Source organism: Fundidesulfovibrio sp. YSD1 (assembly GCF_055397115.1).
The window spans coordinates 2,828,525-2,842,535 of record NZ_AP043666.1 but is presented as its reverse complement, the minus strand read 5'-3'; the positions used below and the strand labels follow the sequence as shown (position 1 = coordinate 2,842,535).

General features: G+C 64.0%; 14 protein-coding genes. 12 read left to right on the top strand and 2 right to left on the bottom strand.

What is annotated here, in order from left to right; all coding sequences use genetic code 11:
- The first annotated feature begins 25 nt into the window (after nucleotides 1–25).
- From ACZ5V4_RS13280 to ACZ5V4_RS13260, 5 genes are all read left to right on the top strand, one after another.
- On the top strand, nucleotides 26–790 hold the full coding sequence (locus ACZ5V4_RS13280; RefSeq protein ID WP_464315343.1) for a hypothetical protein: 765 nt from the start codon (nucleotides 26–28) through the stop codon (nucleotides 788–790).
- 165 nt (nucleotides 791–955) lie between these two features.
- Nucleotides 956–2,377 carry an MBOAT family O-acyltransferase gene (locus ACZ5V4_RS13275; protein WP_464315342.1) on the top strand — a complete coding sequence of 474 codons (1,422 nt, stop codon included), beginning with the start codon at nucleotides 956–958 and terminating at the stop codon, nucleotides 2,375–2,377.
- Nucleotides 2,378–2,382: 5 nt separating this feature from the next.
- Entirely contained in the window at nucleotides 2,383–3,504 is a 1,122-nt protein-coding gene (locus ACZ5V4_RS13270; RefSeq protein WP_464315341.1) for an alginate O-acetyltransferase AlgX-related protein, read from the top strand.
- Between the two features lie 346 nt (nucleotides 3,505–3,850).
- Nucleotides 3,851–5,263 (top strand): MBOAT family O-acyltransferase, encoded by a 1,413-nt coding sequence (locus tag ACZ5V4_RS13265; protein ID WP_464315340.1) that lies wholly within the window; start codon nucleotides 3,851–3,853, stop codon nucleotides 5,261–5,263.
- 5 nt (nucleotides 5,264–5,268) lie between these two features.
- Nucleotides 5,269–6,414, top strand: coding sequence for an alginate O-acetyltransferase AlgX-related protein (locus ACZ5V4_RS13260; RefSeq protein ID WP_464315339.1), 1,146 nt, complete (start codon nucleotides 5,269–5,271; stop codon nucleotides 6,412–6,414).
- A gap of 120 nt (nucleotides 6,415–6,534) precedes the next feature.
- Here ACZ5V4_RS13260 and serS read toward each other — a convergent pair whose 3' ends face one another.
- Entirely contained in the window at nucleotides 6,535–7,806 is a 1,272-nt protein-coding gene (gene serS, locus ACZ5V4_RS13255; RefSeq protein WP_464315338.1) for a serine--tRNA ligase, read from the bottom strand.
- Between the two features lie 80 nt (nucleotides 7,807–7,886).
- Between serS and ACZ5V4_RS13250 the strand changes: the two genes are divergently transcribed.
- Complete coding sequence (locus tag ACZ5V4_RS13250) at nucleotides 7,887–8,381, top strand: CinA family protein (RefSeq protein ID WP_464315337.1); 495 nt, start codon at nucleotides 7,887–7,889, stop codon at nucleotides 8,379–8,381.
- Nucleotides 8,382–8,477: 96 nt separating this feature from the next.
- Nucleotides 8,478–8,774: an amphi-Trp domain-containing protein gene (locus ACZ5V4_RS13245; protein WP_464315336.1), complete on the top strand. Its 297-nt coding sequence runs from the start codon at nucleotides 8,478–8,480 to the stop codon at nucleotides 8,772–8,774.
- 83 nt (nucleotides 8,775–8,857) lie between these two features.
- Here the strand turns inward: ACZ5V4_RS13245 and ACZ5V4_RS13240 are convergent, their stop codons facing one another.
- Nucleotides 8,858–9,367, bottom strand: a complete 510-nt coding sequence (locus tag ACZ5V4_RS13240) for a hypothetical protein (protein WP_464315335.1) — start codon at nucleotides 9,365–9,367, stop codon at nucleotides 8,858–8,860.
- A 239-nt stretch (nucleotides 9,368–9,606) separates the two neighbouring features.
- Between ACZ5V4_RS13240 and ACZ5V4_RS13235 the strand changes: the two genes are divergently transcribed.
- The 5 genes from ACZ5V4_RS13235 to dsrO are packed head-to-tail and all read left to right on the top strand — an operon-like array spanning nucleotide 9,607 to nucleotide 14,011.
- Nucleotides 9,607–10,146 (top strand): RsbRD N-terminal domain-containing protein, encoded by a 540-nt coding sequence (locus tag ACZ5V4_RS13235; RefSeq protein ID WP_464315334.1) that lies wholly within the window; start codon nucleotides 9,607–9,609, stop codon nucleotides 10,144–10,146.
- Between the two features lie 40 nt (nucleotides 10,147–10,186).
- A complete protein-coding gene (gene dsrM / locus ACZ5V4_RS13230) occupies nucleotides 10,187–11,188 on the top strand; it encodes a sulfate reduction electron transfer complex DsrMKJOP subunit DsrM (protein WP_464315333.1) in 1,002 nt (333 codons plus the stop codon).
- Between the two features lie 39 nt (nucleotides 11,189–11,227).
- Complete coding sequence (gene dsrK / locus ACZ5V4_RS13225; RefSeq protein WP_464315332.1) at nucleotides 11,228–12,844, top strand: sulfate reduction electron transfer complex DsrMKJOP subunit DsrK; 1,617 nt, start codon at nucleotides 11,228–11,230, stop codon at nucleotides 12,842–12,844.
- Nucleotides 12,844–13,233: a sulfate reduction electron transfer complex DsrMKJOP subunit DsrJ gene (gene dsrJ / locus ACZ5V4_RS13220; RefSeq protein WP_464315331.1), complete on the top strand. Its 390-nt coding sequence runs from the start codon at nucleotides 12,844–12,846 to the stop codon at nucleotides 13,231–13,233. The genes dsrK and dsrJ overlap by 1 nt, the downstream gene beginning before the upstream one ends.
- A gap of 1 nt (nucleotide 13,234) precedes the next feature.
- Entirely contained in the window at nucleotides 13,235–14,011 is a 777-nt protein-coding gene (dsrO, locus tag ACZ5V4_RS13215) for a sulfate reduction electron transfer complex DsrMKJOP subunit DsrO (RefSeq protein ID WP_464315330.1), read from the top strand.

The following is a 14,011-nucleotide window of genomic DNA, read 5'->3' as shown; positions in this document are numbered from 1 at the left end:
TTTCGGGCATTTTGCAAGATGGGCCATGTCCGAAGCAAGCCCAGAGCAGACCCGGCTCGACCTCGTGGCCATCCCGGCGGCGGGGTACGCGGCCTACTGGCTGTCCATGAAGCGCCTCACGGACACGCGCAGGGGACCCGACGCCCTGGCCGAGGAGCTGCGCGCCGTCACCGAGCCCTACACCAGGATGCTCCTCCAGGCTGCCACGTCCTCCATGGAGGACGACCTCGTCAGGCTCATGGCCCAGGCCAAATCCCAGGCCCTGGCCCGGGACTGGCGGCGCAAGCTCAGGCTCATGCGCCAGGCGGCCTGCGCCATGGCCGCTGGCGAGAACCCGGCGCGCACGCTGATCACGCTCTCCGGGGCCTTCGGCATGCCCGTATTGGACGAATCCAAGGCCATGGAGCAGGCCCAAGGCCTGATCGAGACCATGCGCTCGGGCGACCTGGACCCGGCCGTGTTTCCGGACCTGTCCCACTCCACGCGCCCGGAGGAGCTCGTCCTGAAGCTCCTCTTCTTCACCCTCTGGGCGCGCAGGCAGGGCCGCACCGGGCTCTCGGCGTTCCTGCCGGGCGTGAGCTTCCCCTACCTGGCCGACGCGCTGCGCCTGTGCATCGACGGGCTGGACGAGCCCTTCATCCGCCGCCGCCTGGACGCCCAGGCCAGGGAGCTCGTCCTGGAGGCCCGCCACAAGATGCGCATGGGCCTTGAGTTGGCCCTCATGCTCAAGAACCGGCGGCCCTACGACGAGGTGCTGGGGCTCGCGCGGTCGTTTCTGCTGGACGTGTGAGCCTTCCTGCGGCAATGATCCGGCTCCGAAGAAAAACAGCCTGACCGTTACGGTTTCCGCCGGACCCGCATGAAGCGGACAGACGCCTTGGTCGCGGCAGGCACCGGCGCGAGCAAAGCCCACTCTTGACCCAGCAGGCGAGATTCCAGACCGGAGCACGATTTCATGGTGTTCTCATCCATCCCGTTCATATTCTTTTTCCTGCCGTTGACCCTGCTGGCTTATTACATATCTCCGCTGTCGCTGCGCAACGTCATCCTGGTCCTTTTCAGCTTCACCTTCTTTCTTTGGGGAAGCGGGGCTCTCACGGCGATTCTCTTGGCATCGCTCATCGTGAACTACTCCTTCATAAAACAACTCGGGCGAGCGGATGCGGAAAGAAAGAAATTGTGGGTAACCGCGACAGTGGTGAGCAACGTCTGCCTGCTCGCCTACTTCAAATACGCCAACTTTTTCGTATCGGAACTGAACCGTTTCTCCCTGTCTTTCGGAGCCTCGCCGATCGCCTGGGACAGCGTCGTGCTCCCCATCGGCATCAGCTTCTACACCTTCCACGCCATGAGCTGCGCCTTCGACGTGTCTTCCGGAAAAGTCGACACGCCGAGAAGCTTTTCCGATTACGTCCTCTACATCGTCTTCTTCCCGCAGCTCGTGGCAGGCCCGATCGTGCGCTTTCATCAGATATCCCACCAGATCGAACGGCGCGCGCACACCCTGGACGGCTTCTCGCTCGGCGTCCTGCGGTTCGCGCACGGCCTGTTCAAGAAGGTGGTCATCGCCGACCCCATCGGCGCGTTGTCGGACTCGATCTTCTCCCTGCCGGGCGCGGAGATGACCACCGCCACGGCCTGGCTGGGGGCCATCGCGTACACGCTTCAGATTTATTTCGATTTTTCAGGCTACTCGGACATGGCCATCGGGCTCGCGCGGATGTTCGGCTTCGATTTCCCGGAGAACTTCCGCCGCCCCTACTCCGCTTTTTCGATCACCGATTTCTGGCGGCGCTGGCACATTTCCCTCTCGAGCTGGTTTCGCGACTACCTGTACATCCCCCTGGGCGGCAACCGCGTCTCCGGATTCCGGACGTATGCGAACCTGTCGCTCGTGTTCCTGGTCACCGGCCTGTGGCACGGCGCGAACTGGACCTTCATACTCTGGGGCGCGTATCACGGGCTGCTGCTCATCGCCGAGAGGGTGTCCGGCCTGCGCCTCGAACCGAAAACGGCTGCCGAACTCGCTCTGAGGCGCGCCTTGACCGCCTTCCTGGTCATCCTGGGCTGGGTGCTCTTCAGGGCGAACAACATCGACCACGCCCTGTCGATCTACGAAAACATGTTCTCCCCGGGCGGCCTGCATCTCGCCACGAGCATCGACTCGACCCTGACCAACTCCACCATGGCCACCCTGGCCTGCGCCGCGCTCATATTCCTCATGCCCGCGCGCATCTCCTTCGGGGTCCTGCTGCAAGGCGGGCAGGGCCTGGGCTCCCGGGCGGCCTGGCCCGCCACGCTCCTGCTCGCGTTCCCGTTGGCCGTGATCATGATGATCGCCAGCAACTTCAGCCCGTTCCTCTACTTCCAATTCTGATCGCCATGCGCAAGACCAAACAAATCGCAATCTCTTCGCTGTTCCTGGCCGTTCTCTCCATGCCGTGGCTCGCCTCGCTGTGCGGGTGGAACGCACAGAGCATCGAGAACCGCGCGCTCGGTTCGTTTCCAAGCCTGTCGTTCGAGTCCGTCATGAACCTCAAGTTCTTCGACGGGCTCACCTCCTATCTGACCGACCATTTCCCTTTCCGGGCCAAGGCGGTCAACCTGACCGCGACGATACGCCACGACCTGTTCGCCGACAAATTCGGCCAGGCCAGGACGAACAAGCTCGCCAGCGTCATCTTCGGCCGGTCCGGCTGGATGTTCATCTTCTACGACATCCAGACCTTCAGCGACGAAAAGATCGCCGCGACCGTCGGCAACCTGAAGAAATTCGAATCCATCGCGCAGCAGCGCGGCATCGACTTCAGGATAGCCCTGGCCCCGAACAAGGCGGCCGTCTATCCCGAGCACTTCAACAAGGATTTGAACCATCTCCTGGAAGTCCCGAGGAAAAACAGCGACACGCTGGACAAGATGCTCGGCGATGCCGGGATACGCGGCTACGTGAACCTGCGGCGTGTCATCCAGGAGAGAAAGCAGGACTGGACCGGCTTGCCGCTCTATTACCGCACCGACGACCACTGGAGCGAATGGGGGCTGGCCGTTGCCGGGGAGGCGCTTGTCGACTCCATCCAGCCCGGCCTGTGGGACTGGGGCAGCCTGAAGGTCAAGCTGCGCAAGCAGTACAAGGGAAACCTCAACCTCATGCTCGGGTTGAACCGGGAAGAGACCATCGAACTCATCGAGTTGAACCGCCCCGGGATCATCGTGCTCGAGGCTCCGAAAAACACCCCCTTCACCCCCGCCGAACCCACCAAGCGCTTCCGGCACGGCGGCCCGGAAGGAAGCCTCATCAAGGGCAGGACGTACATCATCATCGATTCGTTCTTCGACCAGAACATCAACCTCATCGCGCCGTACTTCGAGGACGTCACGTTCCTGCTCTGGAACGTTCTCGAGGGCAAGGATTTCAGCAGTTTGATCGAATCGCCGGACCGCTACATACTGACCTCCGGCGAGCGCGGCATCCACGGCGTCCGTTCAGCCCCGCCCTGGAACTGAACGCCTTCGCTTCGGACGCCCGCCGCCTGTCGAAAGTACGGAACGCAAAGCCCCCCCGGGGCCGCGCGCTCAAGTCGGCAATTCCCTCCCCTTCCGCGGCAGGGAGAGATTGCCCGCCGCCGTTGCCGGGTGGAAGCCGCCTCGCGGCGCCATGCCGGGGCTTGCGTGTTCGTTTCCGTTGGACGTATAGGCCCGGGGGCGGGTTCCGCCTCCGCAGGGCGGAAAGTGTACGGGCCGCCCGGCAAAAGCGCGCCCCGAAGAACGAAAGCAAGGCCCCGGGCCTCGCGCGCGGCGGGTCGCGAGGGACGCCGGCGCGAACTCCCGGGCCGAACGGAACGAAGCCACCATGGTATTTAGCCTCCCCATCTTCCTTTTCGCTTTCCTGCCTGCCGTCGCCGCACTCTATTTCCTCGCGGTGAAATGCTCCTCCGGCACGTTCTGGCCGAACATCGTCCTGATTCTCTCCAGCTTCGCGTTCTATTACTGGGGGAGCGGCAACTACACCGTCATCCTGCTTCTTTCCGCCCTCTTCAACTACTTCGCGGGCCAGGGGATCATCGGGGCGGCCAGCAGGCGCACGGCCAGGGCGCTTTTGTCGCTCGGCATCACGGCCAACCTCTGCGTCCTGATTTATTACAAGTACTCGTATTTCTTCTGCTCGTCGCTCTACGCGCTCCTCGGGCGCGCCGCGCCGGACGTGGCCGCGTTTCCGCCGCTGCCCATCGGCATCTCCTTTTTCACGTTCATGGCCATCGCCTACCTCGTCGACGTCTGGCGGCACGAGCACAAGGCGTCGAGCGTCTACGACTTCGCGCTTTACCTCTCGCTGTTCCCGCACCTCGTGGCCGGGCCCATCGTGCGCTACAACCAGATCAGGACCGAGATAGAGGACAGGCGGACCACCTGGGCCATGGTTTCGGAAGGTCTGTGGGTCTTCACGCTGGGCTTCGCCAAGAAGGTCCTCCTGGCGGACACCCTGGCGGCCTACGTGGACCAGGTCTTCGCGGCTCCCCCCGCGCAGCTCGACGCCGCCACGCTGTGGCTCGGAGCGCTTTCGTATTCCTTCCAGATCTATTTCGACTTCTCCGGCTACACCGACATGGCCATCGGGCTGGCCTTGCTGTTCGGCTTCCACTTCCCGCCCAACTTCAACATGCCCTACCGCGCCACCTCCATCACGGACTTCTGGCGGCGCTGGCACATGTCGCTCTCCACCTGGTTCAAGGATTACCTGTACATCCCGCTGGGCGGAAACCGCAGGGGGCTCGGGCGCGTCTGCCTGAACCTGATGATCGTCTTCGTGCTCTGCGGCCTGTGGCACGGCGCGGCGTGGACCTTCGTGGCCTGGGGCGTCTACCACGGGGTCTGGCTGATCATCGAACGGGTCGCACGGAATATTGACCTGGCGTTCGCCGGCAACCGCGCCGTCAAGACGCTCTACGCGTTCTTCCTGGTGACGGTGGGCTGGGTGCTCTTCAGGTCGCCCGGCATCGGCCACGCCCTGGACTACCTCAAGGGCATGTTCCTGCCGGGGAGCGCCGCCGGGGTCCGGGCCGTGGCCATGGACAACTCGATCCTGCTCACGTTCGCCGTCGCCGCAGCCCTCTCCTTCTTCCGCTTCAAGGCGCATGAAGCGCAGCCCGGGCGCGAAGGGCTTTCAAGGCTGCTGCGCCCGGTGTGCGTGGCGGTCCTGCTCGTCGTCAGCACCTCTTTCGTGGCGGCCGGAACGTATTCACCCTTCATCTACTTCAGGTTCTGAAAACCATGCACACGAGAACAGGCCGCTTCGGCAAAGCCGCCGTCTGCGCCATCTTCGCGGTCTTCTGCCTCCTGCCCGCCGCCAACTGGGCCACGAACCTCGTCGACCTGGGCGGCCTCGGCGAAGGAAAGGGCAAGACGCCCCCTTCGTTCACGGAGCTCGTGAAGTCGGGCAACGGGCTCGAGGAACTCTCGAAGCACTTCAACACCACCTTCTCGCTGCGCCCCCTCTTCGTGCGCCTCAAGAACCAGCTGGATTTCACGCTTTTCCGGGAATCCAAGCAGGTCGTCCTGGGCGAGGACGGCTGGCTCTGCGACCTGGAGCTCGCGCAGAGGTACATCCCCACCACCGACAACCTGAGCGGCGAGCAGTGGGGCGCCGTCGAAAAACGGCTGCTCGCCCTGAAGGCGTTTCTCGACGCGAGGGGCGTCAAGCTGCTCGTGGTTCCCGTGCCCCTGAAGCCCACCGTCTACGGGGAGCGGTTTCCCGAGATATCCCGGAAACGCCCCTCCACCGACGGCTATTCCCGCTTCATCGGCCTCCTGAACGCCTGCGGCATGGAGCACATCGACGTCAGGCGACTGCTCACGGACAACAAGGGCCGGGGCAACGTCTACTTCAAGACGGACATGCACTGGAGCTACGTCGCGGCCCTGCGCGTCTCGCAGGAGATCGTCTCCAGGGCCAACACGCTCATGGGAACGAACGTCCCCTGGAACGACGCCTTCGCCCCCGGGGCACAGGTGGATTTCGTCGGCGGCGAGGCCGCTTCGCTTGGCGTGTTCTTTCCCCCGGGTGAGAAGATCGTCTCCGTCACGGAGCAGGCTTCCGGCGGCGCGCCGTGCAGGCAGACCCTCCCCCACCCGACGTTTTCGGACTACAAGATCTTCAAGTCCGGCGACGGCTGCACGCAAGAGCTCCTTCCGAAGTCAGCGCTGTTCGGAAACTCGTTCATGCTCTACTGCACCGGGCTCGTGGACCACTTCACCGAAATCCACCGCGTGCTGGACTACTCCAACTTCCAGAACCTGAGCAAGATCATCGAGAAGGACACGAAGCTCCTGATCTGGATGCCCTTCGAGATCGAATTCGGCTACCAGCTCCTGGACAAGAGCTTCAACTACTGGGACTTGAGCGTCATCAACGAGTGACCCTCCTCCGGGGCTTCCGGAAACCCCAAGCCGCCCCGGCCCTCCCCGCCTCACAAAAAAGCCGCGCCCGGGACGAACACGTCCCGGGCGCGGCCGTTTTTCCGGTCCTTTCGGTCTGGCCTACGGCGTGAGCGCCTCGATCCCGCCCATGTAGGGCCTGAGGGCCTCGGGCAGCACCACGGAGCCGTCCTCGCGCTGGCAGTTCTCCAGCAGGGCCACCATGGTCCGGCCAACGGCCAGGCCCGAACCGTTCAGCGTGTGCGCGAGCTGGGCCTTGCCGCCCTTGGGCTTGAAGCGGATGCCCGCGCGGCGGGCCTGGAAGTCCTCGAAGTTGGAGCAGGAGGAGATCTCCCGGTAGGCCTCCTGGCCGGGCAGCCAGACCTCGATGTCGTAGGTCTTGGCCGAGCCGAAACCCAGGTCCCCGGTGCACAGGGCGATGACCCGGTAGGGCAGGCCCAGGCGCTTGAGGATCTCCTCGGCGTGGGAGGTCAAGAGCTCGAGCTGCTCGTAGGACTCCTCCGGGCGGCAGAAGCGCACCAGCTCCACCTTGTCGAACTGGTGCTGGCGGATGAGGCCTTTGGTGTCCTTGCCGTAGCTGCCCGCCTCGGAGCGGAAGCAGGGCGTGAACGCGCAGTAGCCCATGGGCAGCATGGACTCGTCCAGGGTTTCGTCGCGGTGCAGGTTGGTGACGGGCACCTCGGCCGTGGGGATCAGGTAGTAGTCCTTGAAGTCGAGGCGGAAGAGGTCCTCCTCGAACTTGGGCAGCTGTCCTGTTCCGCGCAGGCTCGCGGAGTTGACGATGTAGGGCGTGGCCACCTCGGTGTAGCCGTGCTCGCGGGTCTGCACGTCGAGCATGAAGGAGACCAGCGCGCGCTCGAGCCTGGCCAGCTGGCCCCTCAGCACCACGAAGCGCGATCCCGTGATCTTGGCGGCCCGGTCGAAATCGAGCCCGCCCAGGTTCTGGCCGATCTCCCAGTGCTCCTTGGGCGCGAAGGGGAAGGAGGGCTTCTCGCCCACCACGCGGATGACGGGGTTGTCCTTCTCGTCGGCCCCAACCGGCGTGCTGGCGTGGGGGATGTTGGGCAGGCCGTAGAGGAACGTTTCGGACTCCTCGTCGGCCTTGCGCGCGTCCTCGTCCAGGGCCTTGATGCGCTCGGACAGCTGGCCCAGGCGCTCCATGAGGTGCGAGGCGTCCTGCCCGGCGCGCTTTAGCTTGGCCACCTCGGCCGAGGAGGCGTTGCGCTCGTTTTTCAGCGCCTCCACCTCGGTGAGCAGGGCGCGGCGCTTCTCGTCCAGGCTTATGAAATGGTCGAGGTCCAGGTTCATGCGGCGGTTGGCAAGAGCCTGGCGGACCAGGTCGATGTTCTTGCGCACGAAGCGCACGTCGAGCATTGGCGTCCTCCGGGGAGCGTGTGTTAGGGTGGCCGGGTCTTACGTTGGGGCAAAGCCCCAGGTCAAGCGAAGGAGAGGATATGGGACCGGACCTGATCGGGCAAGCGGTTGAAGAACTCGCGGCGGCTCTCGCGGCCCGCTCCATGACCTGCGCCACGGCGGAATCCTGCACCGGAGGGCTCGTAGCCTGCGCCCTGACCGAGATGCCGGGCAGCTCGGCCTGGTTCACGGGCGGCGTGGTGGCCTACGCCAACAGCGTCAAGCAGGGCCTGCTGGGCGTGCCTGCGGGCGAACTGGAGGCCCACGGCGCGGTGAGCGAACCCGTGGTGCTGGCCATGGCCGCCCAGGCCGCGATACGCCTGGGCGCGGACTGCGCGCTGTCGGTTTCGGGCGTGGCCGGGCCCACCGGGGGCACGCCCGAGAAGCCCGTGGGCACGGTCTGGATCGGCTGGTGCGTGAACGGCAAGGCGGACGCGGAGCGCTTCCTCTTCCCGGGCGACAGGAGGGAGGTCCGGCGCGCCAGCGCCCTGGCGGCCTTGCGGGGGCTCGCCGCCCGCATCGGGCGCATCGGCTGAAACCGGTTCGTCACCTTGGCGTGCTAGGCCGGTCCATGCGCGAATCCGACCCCGCGCCGCGCGGCCGTCGGAGCTCTTGTGAAAAGGAGAACAAGCATGGGCAAGGACAAGGTGAAAGTGGAAGGCGTCATGGACACCAGGGAAGTGGTGGCCTACCTGGAGGATATCCTGGCCGGGTTCAGGGCTGGGTCGGTGTGCATGACCGTGGGCGAGGAGTGCCTGCGCCTGCGCCCGCGCGGGGTGATGGACTTCTCCATGAAGGTCTCGCAGAAGAAGGACAAGGAGAAGTTCGCCCTGGAGATCGAGTGGCGGCGCACCGACGCCGCGGCCATCAGCATCGGCGCTCCGGACGCGGCGCAGCGCGGGCGCGCGAATGCGACGCCCACAGAATGAATGAGCATTCATCCTTGGGCAATAACCCTAAATAATTACATTTTCCCCTAAAGAGCATGCTCACGTCCTTCAAGGACGCGGCGCTAGACGAGCCCGGCCTGGCGCAGGGCGCGCTCTCCCTTGCCGGAGATCACGTAGCCCTTCTGGGTCCCCTCCCCCTGCGCCCTGATCTTCAAGCGCAGGATGTAGCCGCGGTTGACCAGGTCCTCGAAGTCGGCGGGTTGGTAGAACCGCGCCTTCTTTTCGGGCATCATCCGCCGGTAGCGCGGCATGCGGCTGAAATGAAAGAGGTCCTGAAGGATGAGCAGGTGCTCGTAGGCCAGTTCCTCGCTGCCTGGCTGCCCGTCCTCCCCGTGCCCGGCCTGCTCCAGGAAGCGCTCCCCCTCCGGGGTCAGGCGCAGGCCCTTCAACTCCTTGCCGCACCCGTAGGTGAACTTGGCCCACTCCATGAGCCCCTGCCCGACGAGCTCCTCGATGTCCTTGTCGCTGTAGGCCAGGGCGTGCCTGCTGGGCATGACGCCGTGGTACCGGGACACGCCCTGGAAGCTGCCCACCGCCTGGAGGATTCCCGTCTGTCCCTGGGAGGGGGTCATGCGCTGGTCCTGTCCGCTTTCGCGCCGGTTGCGGGTTCGTGACGAAGCTCAACCGAAGCTCATAGTCAGAACGAAAAACACTGTAAACCACAGCGGCGCATCCAGGCCGATTTTTTGCTGATCCGCGCGCCATGCAAACGTTTTCAATCTTTACAGGAGGCCCCTTGCGGGGTATGTGGGGTGCGTTTGTGACGGGGCGAACAAGGCGTCACTCTTTTTTCTGATCACACAGGGCATTCATGAAAACCGTCGAGGAACTTCTGGCGAAGAACCGGGAGGCCATCGTCGAGGATTGGTATCACCATATCCTCGAGACCTACCCCCCGGAGACCGCCAAGCTATGGAAGAAGGGGGGCGACCCCTTCCACAATCCCGTGGGCGTGCGTTCGCACGCGGCAGTAACGGCCGTGGTGGACTACATCATCGCCAAGAACGACGAGAAGGCCCTCGAGGCGGTGCTCGACCACCTGGACCAGATCGTGCGCGTGCGCGCGGTGCAGAACTTCGCGCCGTCCCAGGCCGCGGGTTTCCTTTTCCTGCTCAAGAAGGCCGTGCGCGAACGGCTCTGGGGCGAGCTCAAGAAGCTCGACGCCTGGGAGCAGTTCGTTGCCCTTGAGTCGCGCATCGACGGGCTGGCCCTGGCGAGCCTGGACCTCTACGCGAAATGCCGCGAAAAGTTCCATGAGATCAAGTTCCAGGAACTCAAGCGGGAGCATATGCAACTCCTTAAACGCGCCCAACTGATCGTGGGCATCGGCGAGGGCGAGCCGACCGACTAGGCCGGCCAGGCGCAATGGATCAACGTGAGGTGGAGGGTACATGGCTGGACTCGTAACCGCATTACTGGCCGTCTTGGCACTGGCCGCCGTCGCGGCCCTCGGGGCCAACGCGGGAATGGCGCAAGTGTTCGGGATCGCCGTCCCGTACGTGGCTGTGGTGGTTTTCGTGGCGGGATTCGTCAAAAAGGTTGTCGGCTGGGCTTCCACGCCCCAGCCCTTCTCCATCGCCACCACGGGCGGGCAGCAATACTCCCTGCCCTGGATCAAGCAGGCGAAGTTCGACAACCCCTCCACCCCGGGGCAGACCTTCGTGCGCATGGCGCTGGAAGTGCTCACCTTCAGGAGCCTCTTCCGCAACACCAAGCTGGACAACCGCTCTGAGGAAGGCCGCGTGGCCTACGGCTCGGACAAGTCCCTGTGGCTGTTCGCGCTCATGTTCCACTACAGCTTCCTGATCGTGTTCATCAGGCACTTCCGCTTCTTCCTGGAGCCCGTGCCCTTCCTGATCACCGGGATCGAGTTCGTGGACTCCATCCTCCAGATCGCGGTGCCCACGCTCTACCTGACCGACGTGTTCTTCGTCGTGGGCGTGACCTTCCTGCTGGCCAGGCGCCTGTTCGACCCCAAGCTGTCCTACATTTCCCTGGCGTCCGACTACTTCCCGCTGTTCCTCATCCTGGGGATCGCGCTGTCGGGCATCTACATGCGCTACTTCGCCAAGGTGGACGTCATCGCCATCAAGCAGCTGGCCATCGGGCTGGTGAGCTTCCAGCCGGTGATCCCCCCGAACATCGACTGGTCCTTCTACATGCACTTCTTCCTGGTGTGCGTGCTCTGGGCCTACTTCCCGTTCTCCAAGCTCATGCACCTGGGCGGCGTCTTCCTGACCCCCACTCGCAACCTGCCCAACAATACCCGCATGGAGCGCTACATCAACCCCTGGAACGACCCCTCCATCAAGCCTCACAGCTACGAGGACTACGAGGACGACTTCCGCGAGAAGATGATCGAGGCCGGCCTGCCGGTGGACAAGGAAGCCTAAACCGCCCCGGGCTGGGCGTATTTCCACAAGGGAGATCGTATGTCGAAGATGGCGCCGCCTGAAGAACTCATGAACGTCAATTACGCCACGCCCGCCGAGCCGTGGATGGACGTGAAGCCTGAGTTTAAACTCGGAAATTATTCCTATCCCGGCAAGCCCGAGGTGCTCAAGTACCTTGGCCTGCCCAACCCCAGAGAATGGAACCCCGTCGAAGAGGACTGGAAGCTCCCGCCCGACTGGCGCGAGATCGTCACCGACGGCTTCCGCGAGCTGCTCAAGAAGTACCGCTCCCTCAAGGTGTTCATGGACGTGTGCGTGCGCTGCGGAGCCTGCGCCGACAAGTGCCATTTCTACATCGGTTCCGGCGACCCCAAGAACATGCCGGTGCTGCGCGCCGAGCTCCTGCGCTCCATCTACAGGGGCGACTTCACCATGGCCGGCAAGATCCTGGGCAAGCTGGCCGGCGCGCGCAAGCTGGAAGAAGACGTGATCAAAGAATGGTTCATGTACTTCTACCAGTGCACCCAGTGCCGCCGCTGCTCGCTGTTCTGCCCCTACGGCATCGACACCGCCGAGATCACCTTCCTGGCGCGTGACCTGATGAACCGCATCGGCGTGAACATCAACTGGATCCTCGAGCCGGTGGCCAACTGCAACCGCACCGGCAACCACCTGGGCATCCAGCCTCATGCCTTCAAGGACATGATGGACTTCCTGGTGGACGACATCGAGACCATCACCGGCAGGCGCGTGGAGCCCTCGTTCCACCGCAAGGGCGCGGAGATCCTCTTCATCACGCCCTCCGGCGACATCTTCGCCGAGCCCGGCATCTACACCTTCATGGGCTACCTGCTGCTCTTCGACTACCTGGACCTGGACGTCACCTGGTCCACCTACGCGTCGGAAGGCGGCAACTTCGGCTCCTTCACCAACGACAAGTGGATGAAGAAGCTGAACGCCAAGATGTACGCCGAGGCCAAGCGCCTGGGCGTGAAGTACATCATCGGCGGCGAGTGCGGCCACATGTGGCGCGTGCTCAACCAGTTCATGGACACCATGAACGGCCCCGCCGACTTCCTCGAGGTGCCGAAAAGCCCCATCACCGGCACGGTGTTCGACAACGCCAAGTCCACCAAGATGATCCACCTTGTGGAGTTCACCGCCGACCTGATCAAGAACGGCAAGCTCAACCTCGACAAGAGCCGCAACGCGGGCATCGTGGCCACCTGGCACGACTCCTGTAACACCTCGCGCGGCATGGGCTTCTTCGAGGAACCCCGCTACGTTCTGGAGAACGTGGTCGAGAAGTTCGTGGACATGCCCAGCCAGACCATCCGCGAGCAGACCTTCTGCTGCGGCGGCGGCGCGGGCCTGAACAACGGCGAGTTCACGGACATGCGCCTGCGCGGCGGCCTGCCCCGCGGCAACGCCCTCAAGTACGTCCAGGACAAGTTCGGCGTGAACACCATGAGCTGCATCTGCGCCATCGACCGCGCCACCCTGCCCGGCCTGGCCGACTACTGGGCCCCGGGCGTGAAGGTCACCGGCCTGCACGAACTGGTGGGCAACGCCCTGGTCTTCGACGGCGAGGAACCGCGCACCATGAACCTGCGCCAGGAAGACCTGCCCGGCCTTGAGGGTGAGGAGGAAGAATAATGTACAACGCGAAATACATCATCCCGGGCCTGATCATCTTCCTCGGCCTGGCGCTGTTCCCCTTCCTCAAGGGAATCGGACAGCCTCCGCTCAAGATCGAGACGGAGAAGCCGAAGAACTCCAAGGAATGCATCCTCAAGACCGAGAAGATGCGCGACGTGCACATGGTTCTTCTGAACGAGTGGCGCGACGACGTCATCCGCAACGGCAAGCGTGTCTACACCAACGAAGCGGGCAAGCAGTTCAACATGAGCCTGACCAATACCTGCATGGGCTGCCACGAGAACAAGGACAAGTTCTGCGACAAGTGCCACGAGTCCGTCGGAGTCAGCCCCTACTGCTGGAGCTGCCACAACATCTCGCCCGTGAAAAAAGAGGGGGGGAAATAACATGCAACGCTCCAGACGCGACTTCATGAAGCTGGCCGGCGTGACGGCCCTGGGGCTCTCGGCCGGCACCCTGGGCTTCCTCGGCGACGGGGCCCAGGCCGCCGACGCCCTCCCCACCGCGCAGGACTTCGCCAAGCCCATCAAGGCCAAGCAGTGGGCCATGGTCATCGACACGGCCAAGTTCGACGACGCCCTGCAGAAGAAGTGCATCGACGCCTGCCACTCCTACCACAACGTGCCTGCCATCCAGGGCAAGCAGGAGATCAAGTGGCTCTGGACCGAGGACTTCCACGGCGCGTTCCCCACCGAGCGCCCGCCGTTCCTCTCCGACGAGCTGCACCACCGCAAGTACCTGCTGCTTTGCAACCACTGCGCCAGCCCCGCCTGCGTGCGTGTCTGCCCCACCAAGGCCACCTTCAAGAATGACGAGGGCCTCGTGGTCATGGACTACCACCGCTGCATCGGCTGCCGCTACTGCATGGCCGGCTGCCCCTACGGCGCGCGCAGCTTCAACTTCCAGGACCCCGACAAGTACATCGCCAACATGAACCCGCTCTACCCCCACCGCACCCGAGGCGTGGTGGAGAAGTGCACCTTCTGCGTGGAGAAGCTCGCCCAGGGCAAGATGCCCCTGTGCGTCGAAGCTTCCGGCGGGGCCATGGTCTTCGGCGACCTCCAGGACCCCAAGTCCGAGGTGCGCAAGGTCCTGAAGGAAAAGTACGCCATCAGGCGCAACCCCACCGCTGGCACCGAACCCAGCGTGTTCTACATCCTCTAG